15 protein-coding genes are annotated in these 14972 nt (G+C 74.2%); 4 read left to right on the top strand and 11 right to left on the bottom strand.

Features of this window, described 5'->3' with window-relative positions; translation table 11 throughout:
- Nucleotides 1-112: 112 nt before the first annotated feature.
- The 5 genes from IFT45_RS13635 to IFT45_RS13615 form a co-directional block, all read right to left on the bottom strand.
- Nucleotides 113-1135: a putative sulfate exporter family transporter gene (locus tag IFT45_RS13635; protein WP_192128781.1), complete on the bottom strand. Its 1023-nt coding sequence runs from the start codon at nt 1133-1135 to the stop codon at nt 113-115.
- Between the two features lie 10 nt (nt 1136-1145).
- Complete coding sequence (locus IFT45_RS13630) at nt 1146-1916, bottom strand: fumarylacetoacetate hydrolase family protein (protein WP_056056144.1); 771 nt, start codon at nt 1914-1916, stop codon at nt 1146-1148.
- Nucleotides 1913-3034, bottom strand: a complete 1122-nt coding sequence (locus IFT45_RS13625) for a branched-chain amino acid aminotransferase (RefSeq protein ID WP_185231082.1) — start codon at nt 3032-3034, stop codon at nt 1913-1915. Before IFT45_RS13625 ends, IFT45_RS13630 begins: the two co-directional genes overlap by 4 nt.
- 25 nt (nt 3035-3059) lie before the next feature.
- Nucleotides 3060-4142, bottom strand: a complete 1083-nt coding sequence (locus IFT45_RS13620) for a 3-isopropylmalate dehydrogenase (RefSeq protein WP_185231081.1) — start codon at nt 4140-4142, stop codon at nt 3060-3062.
- A 138-nt stretch (nt 4143-4280) separates the two neighbouring features.
- Nucleotides 4281-5813, bottom strand: coding sequence for an MFS transporter (locus IFT45_RS13615; protein ID WP_192128780.1), 1533 nt, complete (start codon nt 5811-5813; stop codon nt 4281-4283).
- Between the two features lie 122 nt (nt 5814-5935).
- Between IFT45_RS13615 and IFT45_RS13610 the strand changes: the two genes are divergently transcribed.
- The gene (locus IFT45_RS13610) at nt 5936-6502 is read left to right on the top strand and encodes a TetR/AcrR family transcriptional regulator (RefSeq protein ID WP_192128777.1); all 567 of its coding nucleotides are present in this window, start codon (nt 5936-5938) and stop codon (nt 6500-6502) included.
- Between the two features lie 17 nt (nt 6503-6519).
- On the opposite strand, the gene IFT45_RS13605 is transcribed toward IFT45_RS13610, so the two are convergent.
- From IFT45_RS13605 to IFT45_RS13590, 4 genes are all read right to left on the bottom strand, one after another.
- Nucleotides 6520-7611: a beta-propeller fold lactonase family protein gene (locus IFT45_RS13605; RefSeq protein ID WP_192128775.1), complete on the bottom strand. Its 1092-nt coding sequence runs from the start codon at nt 7609-7611 to the stop codon at nt 6520-6522.
- Nucleotides 7612-7616: 5 nt separating this feature from the next.
- Entirely contained in the window at nt 7617-7973 is a 357-nt protein-coding gene (locus IFT45_RS13600; RefSeq protein ID WP_056056136.1) for a chorismate mutase, read from the bottom strand.
- A gap of 177 nt (nt 7974-8150) precedes the next feature.
- Nucleotides 8151-8570, bottom strand: coding sequence for an organic hydroperoxide resistance protein (locus tag IFT45_RS13595; RefSeq protein ID WP_056056163.1), 420 nt, complete (start codon nt 8568-8570; stop codon nt 8151-8153).
- Nucleotides 8571-8591: 21 nt separating this feature from the next.
- The gene (locus IFT45_RS13590; RefSeq protein WP_185231077.1) at nt 8592-9218 is read right to left on the bottom strand and encodes a GNAT family N-acetyltransferase; all 627 of its coding nucleotides are present in this window, start codon (nt 9216-9218) and stop codon (nt 8592-8594) included.
- A gap of 76 nt (nt 9219-9294) precedes the next feature.
- Here IFT45_RS13590 and IFT45_RS13585 point away from each other — a divergent pair, with 76 nt between their 5' ends.
- Complete coding sequence (locus IFT45_RS13585; RefSeq protein WP_162240268.1) at nt 9295-9903, top strand: maleylpyruvate isomerase family mycothiol-dependent enzyme; 609 nt, start codon at nt 9295-9297, stop codon at nt 9901-9903.
- 53 nt (nt 9904-9956) lie between these two features.
- On the opposite strand, the gene IFT45_RS13580 is transcribed toward IFT45_RS13585, so the two are convergent.
- Nucleotides 9957-11243: an adenylosuccinate synthase gene (locus tag IFT45_RS13580; protein ID WP_056056131.1), complete on the bottom strand. Its 1287-nt coding sequence runs from the start codon at nt 11241-11243 to the stop codon at nt 9957-9959.
- 123 nt (nt 11244-11366) lie between these two features.
- Here IFT45_RS13580 and xylB point away from each other — a divergent pair, with 123 nt between their 5' ends.
- On the top strand, nt 11367-12833 hold the full coding sequence (gene xylB / locus IFT45_RS13575) for a xylulokinase (RefSeq protein WP_192128773.1): 1467 nt from the start codon (nt 11367-11369) through the stop codon (nt 12831-12833).
- Nucleotides 12834-12928: 95 nt separating this feature from the next.
- Entirely contained in the window at nt 12929-13651 is a 723-nt protein-coding gene (locus IFT45_RS13570; RefSeq protein ID WP_167261663.1) for a metal-dependent transcriptional regulator, read from the top strand.
- A gap of 103 nt (nt 13652-13754) precedes the next feature.
- On the opposite strand, the gene IFT45_RS13565 is transcribed toward IFT45_RS13570, so the two are convergent.
- Nucleotides 13755-14957: an ROK family protein gene (locus IFT45_RS13565; RefSeq protein ID WP_235491229.1), complete on the bottom strand. Its 1203-nt coding sequence runs from the start codon at nt 14955-14957 to the stop codon at nt 13755-13757.
- Nucleotides 14958-14972 lie beyond the last annotated feature (15 nt).

The following is a 14972-nucleotide window of genomic DNA, read 5'->3' as shown; positions in this document are numbered from 1 at the left end:
GGCGTGTCGCAACCACCAACCCCGGAAAATCAAGGGTCCAGCGCGTGAACACCCCGCAGACAGCCGCACACGGCCGCCCAGGGGCGTTCCTGCCGAGCGGCAGGAGGGTCGATCAGGCTCCGAGCGGCAGCATCCGGACGACCACGAGCGAGAGCACCGCGATGAAGAGCCACGACCCCAGGCCGACCAGCACCGCGCGGCCTCCGGTGCGGGCGAGGCGCTCGAGCCGGACGCCGGTGCCGAGCCCGACGAGTGCGAGCGCGAGCAGTGCGGTCTGCACGGTGTCGGCTCCGGTGACCACCGACTCCGGCAGGTCCACCAGTGTGCGGACGACGACCGCGGCCAGGAAGCCGAGCACGAACAGGGGCACCAGGGGAGGCCGGCTGCCGGCGTCGCCCCCGCCGCGACGGACCACCGCGGACGTGATCGCCACCACCGGGGCGAGCATCACCACTCGGGTGAGCTTGACGACGACCGCGATCGCGAGGGCCGTGGCGCCGGCGGTCTGCGCCGTGGCCACGACCTGACCGACGTCGTGGACGCTGGCCCCCGTCCACGCACCGAACTCGACGTCGGTCAGGCCGACCGCACGGCCGACCACCGGCAAGACCACGATCGCGGCCGTTCCGCACAGGGTCACGAGGGCCACGGGGGTGGCGGCGTCCTTGCCGCGGTCACGGGTGACGGCACTCATCGCTCCGATCGCCGACGCCCCGCAGATCGAGAAGCCGGCCGCCAGCAGGAGCGGCTGATCGCCGGGGAGTCGGGCCCATCGGCCCAGCGCCCACGTCACGGCGAAGGTCGACACGAGGATGCCCACGATCGCAGCGATCGTCACGCCGCCGAGCGACGCGACGTCGACCAGGCTGAGCTTCAGCCCGAGCAGGACGACCCCGATGCGCAGCAGCCGACGGGCCGAGAGCGCGAGCCCCGGAGCGAGCACCCCGTCGAGCCACCGCCGAGCCGGTCGGACCTGGGCGACGACGATGCCGAGCAGGACGCTCGCGGTGAGCACCGGCACCGCCGGGATCGCGAGGTGCAGGAGCCAGGCGACGACCGCGGCCCCCGCGGCGGCGACGACCCCGGGCAGCCACGCGGCGCGCGCGCGCTCGACGGAACTGCTCGGGGTCGTCACCGGATGGTGCCTAGACCCGGTTCTTGGCCGGGTTGATCAGCGAGCCGATGCCCGAGATCGCGACCTCGACGGTCTCACCGGCCGTGAACGGACCGATGCCGGCGGGGGTGCCGGTCAGGATCACGTCGCCCGGCAGCAGGGTGAACACGTCGGTCACGTACTCGATCAGCTCGGGGATCTTGTGGATCATCTGCAGCGTGGACTCCCGCTGCTTGACCTCGCCGTCCACCCGCGTCTCGATCGTCACGTCGGTCCAGTCGAGCTCGTTCTCGATGTACGGCCCGAGCGGCAGGAACGTGTCGTAGCCCTTGGCTCGAGTCCACTGCCCGTCGGACTGCTGCACGTCGCGGGCGGTCACGTCGTTCGCGATCGTGTAGCCGAACACCACGCTCTGGTAGTCCTCGGCCTTCACCCGCTTCGCGATCGAGCCGATCACGATGGCGAGCTCGCCCTCGAAGTCGACCTGGCCGACGTCGGGCGGGAGCTGGATCGAGTCTCCGAACCCGATGACCGTCGTGTTCGGCTTCAGGAACAGCAGCGGCGCCTCCGGCGGGGTCTGCCCCAGCTCGTCGGCGTGGTCGTGGTAGTTCAGGCCGACGCCCACCACCTTTGACCGCGGGATCACCGGGGCGAGGATCTTCGCCGAGCGCAGCGACACCCGCTCGCCGGTCGTCTCGTAGCCGCTGTACATCGGGTCGCCCGCGAGCACGATCAGCTCGCGCTCGTCGACGATGCCGTAGCGGGGGTCTTCTCCGGGGGTCGCGAACCGTGCGATCTTCATGCGTCGAGCCTCGTCATCCATCCGTGGACGTCGTCGCGACGCCCGTACTGGATGTCGGTGAGCTCCTCGCGCAGCGACATCGTGAGCGGACCTCCCTCGGCCGAGGGCGATCCGATGTGCAGGCCCTCGCCCTTGAGCTCGGCGATCGGCACGACGACCGCGGCCGTGCCGCAGGCGAACACCTCGACGATCTCGCCGCTCGCCACGCCGTCACGCCACTCGTCGATCGTGACCCGTCGGCGCTCGACCCGGTGGCCCCGGGCCTCGGCCAGCTCCAGGACGGAGTCGCGGGTGATGCCCTCGAGGATCGAGTCGCTGTCGGGGGTGACCAGGGTGCCGTCGGCGTAGACCAGCACCACGTTCATGCCGCCGAGCTCCTCGATGTACGAGCTCTCGGACGAGTCGAGGAACAGCACCTGCTGGCAGCCGTTCTCGTAGGCCTCCTGCTGGGGCAGCAGCGAGGACGCGTAGTTGCCGCCCGTCTTCGCGGCGCCGGTGCCGCCCTTGCCCGCGCGGGCGTAGTTCGTCGTGAGCCAGATCGACACCGGCGAGACGCCGCCGCTGAAGTACGCGCCGGCCGGGCTGGCGATGACGTGGTAGTCGACCTGCTGAGCCGCCCGCACTCCGAGGAAGCTCTCGCTGGCGATCATGAACGGCCGGAGGTAGAGGCTCGTCTCGGGCGCCGACGGCACCCACGACTCGTCGATGCGCACCAGCTGCCGCACGCTCTCGACGAAGTCCTCCGTCGACAGCTCGGGGAGGGCGAGGCGGCGGGCCGAGCGCTGGAGCCGACGGGCGTTGGCGTCGGGCCGGAACGACCACACCGAGCCGTCGGCGTGGCGGTAGGCCTTCATGCCCTCGAAGATCTCCTGCGCGTAGTGCAGGACGGAGGCCGCGGGGTCGAGCTGCAGGGGGCCGTACGGGTGGACGCGGGCCGTGTGCCAGCCCTCGTCGACCGTCCAGCGGATCGAGACCATGTGGTCGGTGAAGTGCTTGCCGAACCCGGGGTCGGAGAGGATCGCCTCGCGCTCAGCGTCGGCTCGGACGCTCTCGGACGGCGTGAGCTCGAAGCTCAGCCCGAACTCGGTGGACGAGGCGGTGTCGTCGGTCGTGGTCATGGTGCTCTTCTCGGACGGGGCGGCGTCAGGCGACGGAGGTGGTGAAGGCGGCGACGCGGTCGGCGACGGCCGTGCCGATCTCGGCGGTGCTGCGGACGGGGGCGCCGACGCCGGCGGCGGCACGGTCGGCCATGTCGGCCTCCACCGCGCGGTGCACGCGGTCGGCGGCCTCGGGGAGGTCGAGGTGCTCGAGCATCAGCGCCACCGAGAGGATCGCGGCGGTCGGGTCGGCCTTCTGCTGCCCCGCGATGTCGGGCGCCGAGCCGTGCACCGGCTCGAACATGCTCGGGAACTCGCCCGACGGGTTGAGGTTGCCGGAGGCGGCGAGGCCGATGCCGCCGCTGATCGCGCCGGCGAGGTCGGTGAGGATGTCGCCGAACAGGTTGTCGGTGACGATGACGTCGAACCGCGCGGGGTCGACGACCAAGTGGATCGTGGCGGCGTCGACGTGCTGGTAGTCGACCGCGACGTCGGGGTAGTCCGCGGCGACCGCGTCGACGACGCGCTGCCAGAGGCTGCCCGCGAAGACGAGCACGTTGGTCTTGTGCACCAGGGTCAGGCGGCCGCGACGCGACCGGGCCTTCTCGAAGGCGAACCGGACGACGCGCTCGACGCCGTGCGCTGTGTTGACGCTGACCTCGTTGGCGATCTCGTGCGGCGTGCCCGTGCGGAGGGAGCCGCCGTTGCCGACGTACGGCCCCTCGGTGCCCTCGCGGACGACGACGAAGTCGACGGTGCCGGGGTCGGCGAGCGGCGACGGGACCCCCGGCCACGTCGTCGTCGGGCGGAGGTTCACGTAGTGGTCGAGCGCGAAGCGCAGCCGGAGCAGCAGCCCCCGCTCGATGACGCCGCCCGCGAGGCGCGGGTCGCGGGGGTCGCCGCCGACCGCGCCGAGCAGCACGACGTCGTGCGCGGCGATGGCCGCGAGGTCGTCGTCGGTGAGGACGTCGCCCGTCTCGAGGTAGCGGGCCGCGCCGAGGTGGAATGGGGTCACCTCGAAGGTCGCCTCGTCGCCCACGGCGACCTCGAGGACCTTCAGAGCCTCGGCCACGACCTCGGGACCGATGCCGTCGCCGGGGACGGCGGCGAGTCTGACGGTTCGCGACATGGGGCTCCTGCACGGATCGGGGTGGACGGCTCTACTGTACCCACGACCGGCGACGCCGACGGACCTCCGCGGCCCGCCCGGGGAGCCCGCCGCGACGACGCCGCCGACCGCCCCGGAGGGCCCGCGGGAGGCGCGGGGTCAGTCGCTCGCGGACGCGCGCCGGAGCGACACCAGCGACACCGCCACGGCGAGCAGCATCACGCCGGCCCCCACCGCCGCCGTGGTGACGAGGCCAGCGTCGAAGGCGTGGGTCGCGGCGTCGAGGAGGCGCGTGGCCACGGAGCCGTCGAGGGCGTCGGCGGCCGCCACCGCGCCTCCCAGGGTCTCGCGGGCGGCGTCGCCGACCTCGGCGGGCACGTCGGCGGGCACGACGAGCGAGCCGCGGTAGATCGCCGTCAGCATGCTGCCCAGCACGGCCGTGCCGAGCACGGCGCCGACCTCGTACGCGGTCTCCGACACGGCGGACGCCGCACCGGCACGGTCAGCGGGGACGGCGGCGATGATCTGGTCGTTCGAGATCGTCTCGGCGGCGCCGACCCCGGCCCCGACGAGCGCGAACGCGAGGACGAAGACGCCGACCGGGGCGCCCGCCCCGGAGAGCCAGACGAGGGCGTACCCGACGGCGGCCGCGGCGAGGCCGGTCGCGACGATGGTGCGCGGGCTGACGTGCCGCACGATCGGCACGACCACGAGGCCGGCGACGATCATCGCGCCGAGCCCGGGCAGCAGGGTCAGCGCGGCCTGCAGCGGGCGGAGCCCGACGACGAGCTGCAGGTGCTGCGTGGTGAAGAAGAGGAAGCCGACGAGCGCCACGACCGCGAGCAGGTTCACGACGACCGAGCCCGCGAAGACCGGCGAGGTGAAGAGCCGCACGTCGAGGAGGGGGCGCTCGCGCCGCAGCTGGCGTCGGACGAAGAGCCAGCCCGAGGCGACGCCGAGCACCGCCAGGAGCACGACGTCGAGGCCCGGCCCGTGCGTGGCGAGCTGCTTCACCGCGGCGACGACCGGCGCCATGGCCGTCAGCGACAGCAGCACCGACACCGGGTCGAACGGCCCGGGTGCGGGGTCGCGGCTCTCGACGAGGAGGAGCGGGGCGCCGACCAGCAGCGGCAGCAGCACCGGGACCGCGATGAGGAAGACCGAGCCCCAGGCGAAGTGCTCGAGCAGGACCCCGCCCACGACGGGGCCGAGGGCCGAGCCCGCCGCGAAGCCGCTGGCCCAGATGGCGATGGCGAGCCGACGCTGGTCACGGTCGGTGAACGTGCTGCGGAGCAGCGAGAGCGTGGCGGGCATGATCATCGCGCCGAAGAAGCCGAGCACGGCGCGGGCGGTGATCAGGGCCTCGGCGGTCGGGGCGAAGGCGGCCGCGAGCGAGACGAGGGCGAACCCGGAGGCCCCGATCAGCAGCAGCCGACGTCGGCCGAAGCGGTCGCCCAGCGAGCCCATCGCCACCAGGAGGCCGGCCAGCACCAGCGAGTAGACGTCGACGATCCAGAGCTGGGCCGCGGCCGAGGGCCGGAGCGCCGTCGAGATCTCGGGGAGGGCGAAGCTCAGCACGGTGTTGTCGACCGAGACGAGCAGCACGGGGAGCATGAGGACGACCAGCGCGGCCCACTGTCGCGTGCCGGCGCGCTCGGGGACGGCGGCGGGGCGGCGGGCGGTCGCGGTCATGGTCGGTCCTCGGTCTCGTGGTGCGTCGGAGTGCAGTGGTGCGTCGGGGTGCAGCGGGGCGTCGTGCTCCAGCTGTACCGTCCGGACGGTACAGCTGACCGTCCAGACGGTACAGTAACAGGATGAGTCCCCGTCCGTCAGCCCGAGAGCAGATGCTCGACGCCTTCGAGCACCTCGTCACGACCAGCGGCGAGCGCACCGCCACCTTCGACGCGGTGGCCGCCGAGGCGGGCGTCTCCAAGGGCGGCCTGCTCTACCACTTCCCCTCGCGCGAGGCGCTCGTCGACGGCCTGGTCGAACGGCTCGAGGCCCTGATCGACGCCGACGTCACGGCGATGACGAGCGCCGCCGACGGCGCCGTCGACTACTTCATCCGCACCTCCTCGCCCGACGCGGTGGCCGACGGCGACCCCTTCGACCGGTGCATCACGGCCGTCACGAACCTCGCGTCGAGCGGCCGGTGGCCCCGGGCGGTGGAGGCGCTGAGCGCGATGCAGCGCCGGTGGTACGACGTCGTCCTCGACGAGGTGGGCGACCCGGTCGTCGCCCGGCTCGTCTGCCTCGTCGCCGACGGCCTCTGGTTCACCCCGGGCCCGTTCGACCAGGCGACGGTCGACCCGGCGGCCGCCCGCGCGCCGATCGGCGACGTCATCGGCCTGCTGCAGGGCCTGTCGCGCCGGAGCGCCTAGGCCCCCGGCCCTGGCCCTCAGACGGCGACGATGCAGGCGGGGCTGCCCAGCGAGAACACGTCGACGGGCTCGCCCGGCACCCCGGTCTCGGGGTCGAGCGGCAGCACCGCCACCGTGTCGGAGCCCTGGTTCGCGACGTAGAGCACGCCCGGCGTGATCGCGAAGTGGCGCGGCCACCGGCCCCCGCACGACGACTCGCCGACGAGGCGCAGCCGCTCGTCGTCGCCCACCGTGAAGACGCTGATGGTGTCGCGCCCCCGGGTCGCGACGTACACGCGGCCGGCGTCGACCGCCAGGTGCGAGGGCAGCACGCCCGGCGTCGACGCCGCGCCCTCGAAGACCTCGATCGAGTGGTCGAGCACGAGCTTGCCCTCGACCCGGCGCAGCACGTGCAACCGGGCGTCGAGCTCGCCGACGGCGACCAGCCGGCCGTCGTCGAGCCAGGCCAGGTGGCGCGGCCCGGCGCCGGAGGGCAACGGGTGGACGGCCACGATCTCGGGGTCGAGCGCGATGGGGTCGACGACGATCTCGACGAGGCGGTCCGTGCCGAGGTCGCTCACGAGGGTGGTGCCCCACGGGGTCGACACGACCTGGTGGGCGTGCGGCCGCTCCTGGCGCTCGAGGACGGGGCCGTGGCCGTAGGGCAGCGCGAGGGTGCGCACGACGCGGCTCGGGTGCGAGGGGTCGCTCGACAGCACGCCCACGGTGCCGCCGACGTAGCTCGCGACGACGAGCGCACCGGAGGCCGGGTCGTGGTGCAGGTGGCACGGAGCGGCCCCGCCCGCCGCGGCGCTCGAGGCGGCGACCAGCTGACCGGCGGAGACGGTGTACGACAGCACCCGCCCCTCCGTCGTCTCGGAGACCGCGTGCAGGGCGCCCTCCGTCGCGACGAGGAAGGACGGGTCGTCGGCCTCGACGGTCTGCACCGCCTGCCAGGGCGAGCCGGGCGCGCTGCGCTCGAGCACGGTGATGCCGGTGCCCGAGCCCCCGCTCGAGGCGGTGTACGAGCCGATGTAGAGGCGCTGGGGAGCGGCCGCTGAGGCGGGGCCCGCCGTGACCGGCCCCTGCGGGCCCGTCGGCTCCTGCTCGGGCGCCGTGCCGTCGCTCACCGCGGTCACTCGCCCGGCGTCGCCGCGGCGTCCGCCGCGATGCGCTCGTGGTGGTGGATGACCTCGCCGACGATGAAGTTCAGGAACTTCTCCGCGAACGCGGGGTCGAGGTGCGACTGCTCGGCGAGCTGGCGGAGGCGCTGGATCTGCACGCGCTCGCGCTCGGGGTCGCTCGCGGGCATGCCCGCCGCGGCCTTGAGGTGACCGACCGACTGCGTGAACTTGAAGCGCTCGGCGAGGAGGTGCACCAGCGCGGCGTCGATGTTGTCGATGCTCTGCCGGATGCCGGAGAGCTGCTCGATCGCGGTCTTGTCGTCGTCGCTGAGGGGGCTGTCCGCCCCGAGGGGACTGTCGAGTGCCATGGGCCGAGCCTAGCGGCGACGCCCCGCGCCCGACGGGCGGGACGAGGGGCTCGACACGGCGGGCCCGGTGGGGCAGGGGCCACCACGGGGCGGAACGGACGAGGAGGCGCGCCCCGCGATCGCGGGGCGCGCCTCCTCGGTGCTGCTGTACTGCGGTGCTGCGGTGCAGCGGGCGGGTCAGTCGACCAGCGTCAGCGTCACCTCGACGTTGCCGCGGGTGGCGTTCGAGTAGGGGCAGACGTGGTGCGCGGCGTCGGCGAGCTCCTGGCGACGCTCGGCGGGGACGTTCGGCGTGTAGATGTCGAGCTCGACCGCGAGGCCGAAGCCGCCCTCGCCGTTCGAGCCGATGCCGACGCTCGCACTGACCGAGCTGTCCTTCGTGTCGACGCCGAGACCACGGGCGACGGAGTGCATCGCGCTGAGGAAGCAGGCGGCGTAGCCGGCCGCGAAGAGCTGCTCGGGGTTGGTGCCCTCGCCGTTGCCGCCGAGTTCCTTCGGCGGGCGGGTCTCGAAGTCGAGACGGTCGTCCTCGCTGCGGACGTGGCCGTCGCGGCCGCCTCCGGTGGCGTGGGCGATGGCGGTGTAGGCGATCTCCAGTGTCATGGCTCCAGGGTCGACCTACAGTCTGGACGGTTGCTGATGGGCAGCGAGGCGCGCCGTGAGACCCTCCTGCACGCGCGGCCACTCGTCGGCGAGCACGGAGTACACCGCGGTGTCCCGCCACGTGCCGTCGGCCCGGGGCTGGGTGCGCCGGAGGACGCCCTCGGGGGTCGCCCCGAGCTTCACGATCGCGGCCCGCGACCGTGCGTTCGCGGCGTCGGCCTGGATCTGCACGCGGCCGAGGCCGTGCTCGAAGGCCGTGCCGAGCACGAGCAGCTTCGTCTCGACGTTGACCGCCGTGCCCCAGGTCTCGGGCGCGTAGGCCGTCCAGCCCAGGTGCGCGCTCTCGTTCTCGAGCTGGAAGTCGGCGAGGGTCGTCGTGCCGACCAGGGCCCCCGGCTCCCCGTCGGTGACGAGCCGGACCCCGTAGACGTTGCCCGTGCCCCACAGCAGGTAGCCCCGCATGAAGGCCGACCAGCCCTCGAGGTCGGCGCGGAAGGCCGCCGAGCCGCCGCCCCACCCGCCGGCGAAGACCTCGGGGCGGGCGATGGCCGGGTGCAGCTCGGCGAGGTCGTCGGGGGTGATCGGCTCGACGACGACGTGGCGGCCCACGAGCGGGACGAGGGGCGGACGCGTGGCGGTCATCCCCCGATGCTGCCAGCACTCGCCGTCGCCGTCGAGCGGGCAGCGGCACCGGCGTGCGTCCGGCATGATCGTGGCCATGAGCCCCGCCGCCGCCTTCAGCCAGTCCGCCGAGTCGTTCGTCGACCTCCTGTCGCGCGTCGGCCCCGAGCAGTGGAGCCAGCCGGGGCTCGGCCGCTGGACCGTCCGCGACCTCGCGGGCCACGCCTCCCGCGCGGTGCTCACGGTCTCGACGTACCTCGCGCTCGACGAGCCGGGCGACGTGACGATCCCCTCGGCGGAGGCCTGGTACTCGGCCTACGCCTCGCAGTTCACCGACGCCGACGGCGTGTTCCAGCGCGGCGTGGAGGCCGGCGCCTGGCTCGGCGACTCCCCCTCAACCGTCGTCGCGGCGGCCCTCGCCGACTCGCGGGCGGCGCTGGCCCGGGCGCTCTCGAACCGGATCGTCTCGATCGGCGGCATGGGCATCCCCCTCGACGAGTACCTGCGCACCCGGGTCTTCGAGCTCGTCGTACACACGATCGACCTCTCGCGGGCGACCGGGCTGCCGCACACGCTGCCCGCGACCGCCGTCGCCGACACGGCCGCGCTGGCGGCGCGCGCCGCCACGATGCAGGGGCACGGCGAGGAGGTGCTGCTCGCGCTGACGGGGCGCGGCCGCCTCACCGACGGGTTCAGCGTCGTCTAGCCGCGCCGCGCCTCCCGAGGGGGCACGGCGCGGCCGCGGGGGCGGGCGGTCGCCTAGCCGAGCAGGTCGTGGCGCGTGACGATGGCGTCGCGGCCGGGGCCGACGCCGATGGCGGAGATGCGGGCGCCGCTCATCGCCTCGACGGCGAGCACGTAGTCCTGGGCGGCCTGGGGCAGGTCGGAGAACTCGCGAGCGCCGGTGATGTCGTCCGACCAGCCGGGGAACTCCTCGTAGATCGGCACGGCGTGGTGGAAGTCGCTCTGCGACACGGGCACCTCGTCGTGACGGACGCCGTCGACGTCGTACGCCACGCAGACGGGGATCGTCTCGAGGCCCGTGAGGACGTCGAGCTTCGTCAGCACGAAGTCGGTGACGCCGTTGATGCGGGCCGAGTAGCGGGCGATCGGGGCGTCGTACCAGCCGCAGCGACGCGGGCGGCCGGTCGTCGTGCCGAACTCGAAGCCGTTGGCGCGCAGGAACTCGCCCGAGGCGTCGAACAGCTCGGTCGGGAAGGGCCCGGCGCCGACGCGGGTCGTGTAAGCCTTCACGATGCCGATGACGCGCTCGATGCGGCCCGGGCCGATGCCGGAGCCGGTGGAGGCGCCGCCCGCGGTCGCGGAGGACGACGTCACGAAGGGGTAGGTGCCGTGGTCGACGTCGAGCATCGTCGCCTGGCCCGCCTCGAACAGGACGGTCTTGTCGGCCTCGAGCGCCTGGTGGATCTCGAGCGCCGTGTCGGCCACCATCGGCTTCAGGCGGGGCGCGTACGAGAGCAGCGACTCGACGATCTCGTCGGCCTCGATGGCGCGGCGGTTGTAGATCTTGACGAGCAGGTGGTTCTTCTGGTCGAGGGCCGCCTCGACCTTCTGCCGCAGGATGCCCTCGTCGAAGATGTCCTGCACGCGGATGCCCACGCGGTTGATCTTGTCGGCGTAGGTCGGGCCGATGCCGCGACCGGTGGTGCCGATCTGGCGCTTGCCGAGGAAGCGCTCGGTCACCTTGTCGAGCGTGCGGTGGTAGTGCGTGATGACGTGCGCGTTGGCGCTGACCTTGAGGCGCGAGACGTCGACGCCGCGGGCGATCAGCGCGTCGAGCTCGTCGAAGAGGACCTCGATGTCGACGACGACGCCGTTGCCGATGATCGGGGTGACGCCGGGCGAGAGGATGCCCGAGGGCAGCAGGTGCAGCGCGTACTTCTGGTCACCGATGACGACCGTGTGGCCGGCGTTGTTGCCGCCGTTGAACTTGACGACGTAGTCGATGCGGCTGCCGAGCAGGTCGGTGGCCTTGCCCTTGCCCTCGTCGCCCCACTGGGCACCGATGATCACTACTGCGGGCATGGGGGGCTCCTCACGTCGGGGGACTGCACCGGGTGAGGTGCACTTGAGTCTACCGACAGGTGCGCCACGCCGGTCGGGGCCGGGGCTGGCGCATTCGTTGCGCGGTACGACAAACTACCGACCATGAGTCTCGTCGCCGGGGTCGACTCCTCGACCCAGAGTTGCAAGGTCGTCGTCCGCGACGCGTCGTCGGGTGCGCTGGTGCGCTCCGGGAGCGCGCGGCACCCCGAGGGCACCGAGGTCGCCCCGTCGGCCTGGTGGGCCGCGCTGCTCGAGGCGATCGCCGCGGCGGGCGGCCTCGACGACGTCGACGCGATCTCGGTCGCCGGCCAGCAGCACGGCATGGTCGTGCTCGACGCCGAGGGCGAGGTCGTCCGCGACGCCCTCCTCTGGAACGACACCCGCAGCGCCGACGCCGCCCGCGACCTCGTCGACGAGCTCGGCGCCGACGAGTGGGCCCGGCGCACCGGCACGGTGCCGGTCGCCTCCTTCACCGCGACGAAGCTGCGGTGGCTGCGCGACGCCGAGCCGGCCTCCGCCGAGCGCGTGGCCGCGGTGGCGCTGCCGCACGACTGGCTGACCTGGCGGCTGCTCGGGTACGGGCCCCGCGACTCCTCGCCCCTCGGCCCCGACCTCGACGAGCTCGTGACCGACCGCAGCGACGCGAGCGGCACCTCGTACTGGAGCCCGGCCGACGACGGCTACGACCTCGAGCTGTTCGAGCGCGCGCTCGGCCGCCCCGGCCGGGTGGCCGGCGGCGACGGCACGGGCGTCGTGCTGCCCCGCGTGCTCGGCCCGTCGGAGGCGGCGGGCACGACGGTCGCCCACGCGAGCGTGCCGGCCGGGCTGGTGGTCGCGGCCGGCGCCGGCGACAACGCGGGCGCTGCGCTCGGTCTCGACGCCGGGGTCGGCGACCTCGTGATCAGCATCGGCACGAGCGGCACCGCCTTCGCCGTCACCGACCACCCCGTGGCGGACCCCAGCGGCACGGTCGCGGGCTTCGCCGACGCGGCCGGCGGGTTCCTGCCCCTGGTCGCGACCCTCAACGCCGCCCGGGTGCTCTCGTCGATCGGGGCGCTGCTCGGCGTCGACCACGACGAGCTCGCCCGGCTCGCCCTCGCCGCCGAGCCCGGCTCGGGCGGGGTCTCGCTGGTGCCCTACTTCGAGGGTGAGCGGACTCCCGACCTGCCCCGCGCGACGGCCACCCTCGCCGGCCTGACCCTCGCCTCCACGACCCGCGAGAACCTCGCGCGCGCCGCGGTCGAGGGCATGCTCTCGGCGCTGGCCGACGGCGCCGCCGCCGTCCGCGACCTGGGCGTCGAGGTGCACCGCGTGCTGCTCATCGGCGGGGCCGCGCTGAACCCGGCCGTGCAGGCCGTCGCCGCTCAGGTCTTCGACGTGCCCGTCTCGGTGCCGTCGCCGGGCGAGTACGTCGCCGACGGGGCCGCGCGGCAGGCGGCGTGGGCGCTCACCGGGGGCCGCCCCCGGTGGGAGGTCGCGATCCGGTCGTCGGCCGAGGCCTCGCCGGTGCCCGCCATCGCGGAGCGGTACCGCGCGGCGCAGCAGCTCGGGTCGCTGCCCCGCGGCTGAGGCGGGCCGGAGGCGCGGGCCGGGTCGGCCGCCGAGCGGGCGGGCCAGGAGGCGCGGGCCGGGTCGGCCGGGCGGCGACACCTAGGATCGGTGACATGCCGACGGACGCCCAGCCGACCCCCTCCACGATGACCGAGGACTACCTCAAGGTCATCTGGAAGGCCGAGGAGTGGGCCGCCGGCGAGGGCGACCGGGGCATCACCACCAACGAGATCGCGGCGACGCTCGGCGTCGGCGCCTCGACCGTGTCGGGCAACCTGCGCAAGCTCGAGCGCGACGGCTACATCGACTACGAGCCCTACAGGCGCATCGCGCTGAGCGAGCTCGGGCGGCGCGTCGCGGTCGGCATGGTCCGCCGCCACCGCCTGATCGAGACCTACCTCGTCGAGCGGCTGGGCTACGGCTGGGACGAGGTGCACGACGAGGCCGAGGTGCTCGAGCACGCGGTCAGCGACCGCCTCCTCGAGGCGTTCGACGTCGAGCTCGGCCGCCCGGCCGCCGACCCGCACGGCGACCCCATCCCTGCCGCCGACGGCACGGTGACCCGGCCCGTCGCGCACCCGCTGCAGCAGTTCGCGAGCGGCGAGTGCGGCTTCGTCGTCCGCGTCTCCGACGACGAGCCCGAGCTGCTGCGCTACCTCGCCTCGCTGGACCTGCGCGTCGGCGCCCACGTGCGCGTCGGCGAGCGCCGCGACTACGCGGGGTCGATGGAGGTCGTGCTGACCGACGTGCACGACCGGCCGCTCGGCACCGTCGAGCTCGCGGGCGCGGCCGCCTCGTCGGTGTGGGCGAACTCCGAGCCGCACACGCACGCCTGACCACGCCGCCCGTCGGGCGGAGGCGGATCGGGCCGCCGTCCTGACCGGGCCGGCGCAGGCCGCAGGACGGGGCCGCAGGCCGGGCCGCAGGCCGGGGCCGGGCCTAGCGCGCCGTGCGCGGCAGCGAGGCCGACGCCGGGTCGGAGAGCAGCGGCGCGAAGGCGAGCTCGGCCGCCCCGATCACCAGGCGGTCCGCGCCCAGCTGTGCCCGCACGATGCTGACGTCGTCGGCCGGGCCGGGCAGCGCCTGCCGCGTGACCCGGTCGAGCAGGCGATCGGGGGCGGCGGCGAGCAGCGACCCCAGGAACCCGCCGAGCACGATCATCGACGGGTCGAAGGCGTTGACGACCGTGCGCAGGGCGACCGCGAGCTGGTCGACCTGGCGCTCGACCTCGGCCCGCGCCTCGGAGCCGGGGCGCGCCTCCTGCAGGGCCGCGTCGAGCTCGTCGGCCTGAGCGCGCGACAGGCCGGTCGCGGCGAGCAGCGAGGCCTGGCCCACCTCGGTCTCGAGGCAGCCGGTGGCGCCGCAGTGGCAGAGCCGACCGACCGAGTTGACCAGGGTGTGGCCGATCTCGCCGGCGTAGCCGCCCACCCCGGCGAGCGGTCGGCCCGCCGCGATGACGCCGCCGCCGACGCCGCTCGCGCCGCCGTTGAGGAAGACCAGGTCGTCGACCCCGCGCCCGGCCCCGAAGCGGCCCTCGGCCATCGCCGCGAGCGACGCGTCGTTGGCCGCCTCGGTCGGCAGGCCGGTCGCCTCCGAGACGAGGGCCGCGAACGGCTCGTCGACCCAGCCGAGGTGCGGCGCGAGGCGGACCAGGCCGCCGTCGGCCCGGACGAGGCCCGGCACCGCGGCACCGACGCCCACCTCGGCCACCACTCCCCCGCTGCTCCGCAGCACCTGGCGCAGCTCGTCGATGGTCTCCGCGGCGAGCGCGGCGGCCTCGGCGGCCGTGGGCACGCTCGCCGTCTCGCGACGGACCCTCGCGCGGACGGCCCCGCCGAGGCCCACGGCCCCGACGGTCACCGCGTCGATCTCGGGGTTGACCGACCAGGCCACGACGTCGGAGCGCGCCTCGACGACCGGGCTCGGCCGGCCCACGCGCGAGACCCCCACGGGGTCCGCTTCGTGGGCCAGCTGGCGGTCGACGAGGTCGCCGACGAGCGTCGCGATGGTGGAGCGGTTGAGGCCGGTGAGGCGCGTCAGCTCCGACCGGGAGAGCGGGCCACGAGCGTGCACGAGGCCGAGCACGGCCGCCAGGTTCGACTGGCGAGCGCCCTCCGTCCGCGCGACCTGGTCGATCGTCACGATGCCGCCCCCCTT

This window comes from Frigoribacterium sp. CFBP 13707, from assembly GCF_014842245.1.
In the GTDB taxonomy this organism is placed as follows: domain Bacteria; phylum Actinomycetota; class Actinomycetes; order Actinomycetales; family Microbacteriaceae; genus Frigoribacterium; species Frigoribacterium endophyticum.
This window is presented reverse-complemented; position numbering and strand designations above follow the sequence as displayed.

What these genes read in the sequence shown, in the direction of transcription:
- IFT45_RS13630 (WP_056056144.1), bottom strand. Translation starts at nt 1,916, where the DNA reads ATGAAGATCGCACGGTTCGCGACCCCCGGAGAAGACCCCCGCTACGGC.
- IFT45_RS13625 (WP_185231082.1), bottom strand. Translation starts at nt 3,034, where the DNA reads ATGACCACGACCGACGACACCGCCTCGTCCACCGAGTTCGGGCTGAGC.
- IFT45_RS13620 (WP_185231081.1), bottom strand. Translation starts at nt 4,142, where the DNA reads ATGTCGCGAACCGTCAGACTCGCCGCCGTCCCCGGCGACGGCATCGGT.
- IFT45_RS13615 (WP_192128780.1), bottom strand. Translation starts at nt 5,813, where the DNA reads ATGACCGCGACCGCCCGCCGCCCCGCCGCCGTCCCCGAGCGCGCCGGC.
- IFT45_RS13610 (WP_192128777.1), top strand. Translation starts at nt 5,936, where the DNA reads ATGAGTCCCCGTCCGTCAGCCCGAGAGCAGATGCTCGACGCCTTCGAG.
- IFT45_RS13600 (WP_056056136.1), bottom strand. Translation starts at nt 7,973, where the DNA reads ATGGCACTCGACAGTCCCCTCGGGGCGGACAGCCCCCTCAGCGACGAC.
- IFT45_RS13590 (WP_185231077.1), bottom strand. Translation starts at nt 9,218, where the DNA reads ATGACCGCCACGCGTCCGCCCCTCGTCCCGCTCGTGGGCCGCCACGTC.
- IFT45_RS13585 (WP_162240268.1), top strand. Translation starts at nt 9,295, where the DNA reads ATGAGCCCCGCCGCCGCCTTCAGCCAGTCCGCCGAGTCGTTCGTCGAC.
- IFT45_RS13580 (WP_056056131.1), bottom strand. Translation starts at nt 11,243, where the DNA reads ATGCCCGCAGTAGTGATCATCGGTGCCCAGTGGGGCGACGAGGGCAAG.
- xylB (WP_192128773.1), top strand. Translation starts at nt 11,367, where the DNA reads ATGAGTCTCGTCGCCGGGGTCGACTCCTCGACCCAGAGTTGCAAGGTC.
- IFT45_RS13570 (WP_167261663.1), top strand. Translation starts at nt 12,929, where the DNA reads ATGCCGACGGACGCCCAGCCGACCCCCTCCACGATGACCGAGGACTAC.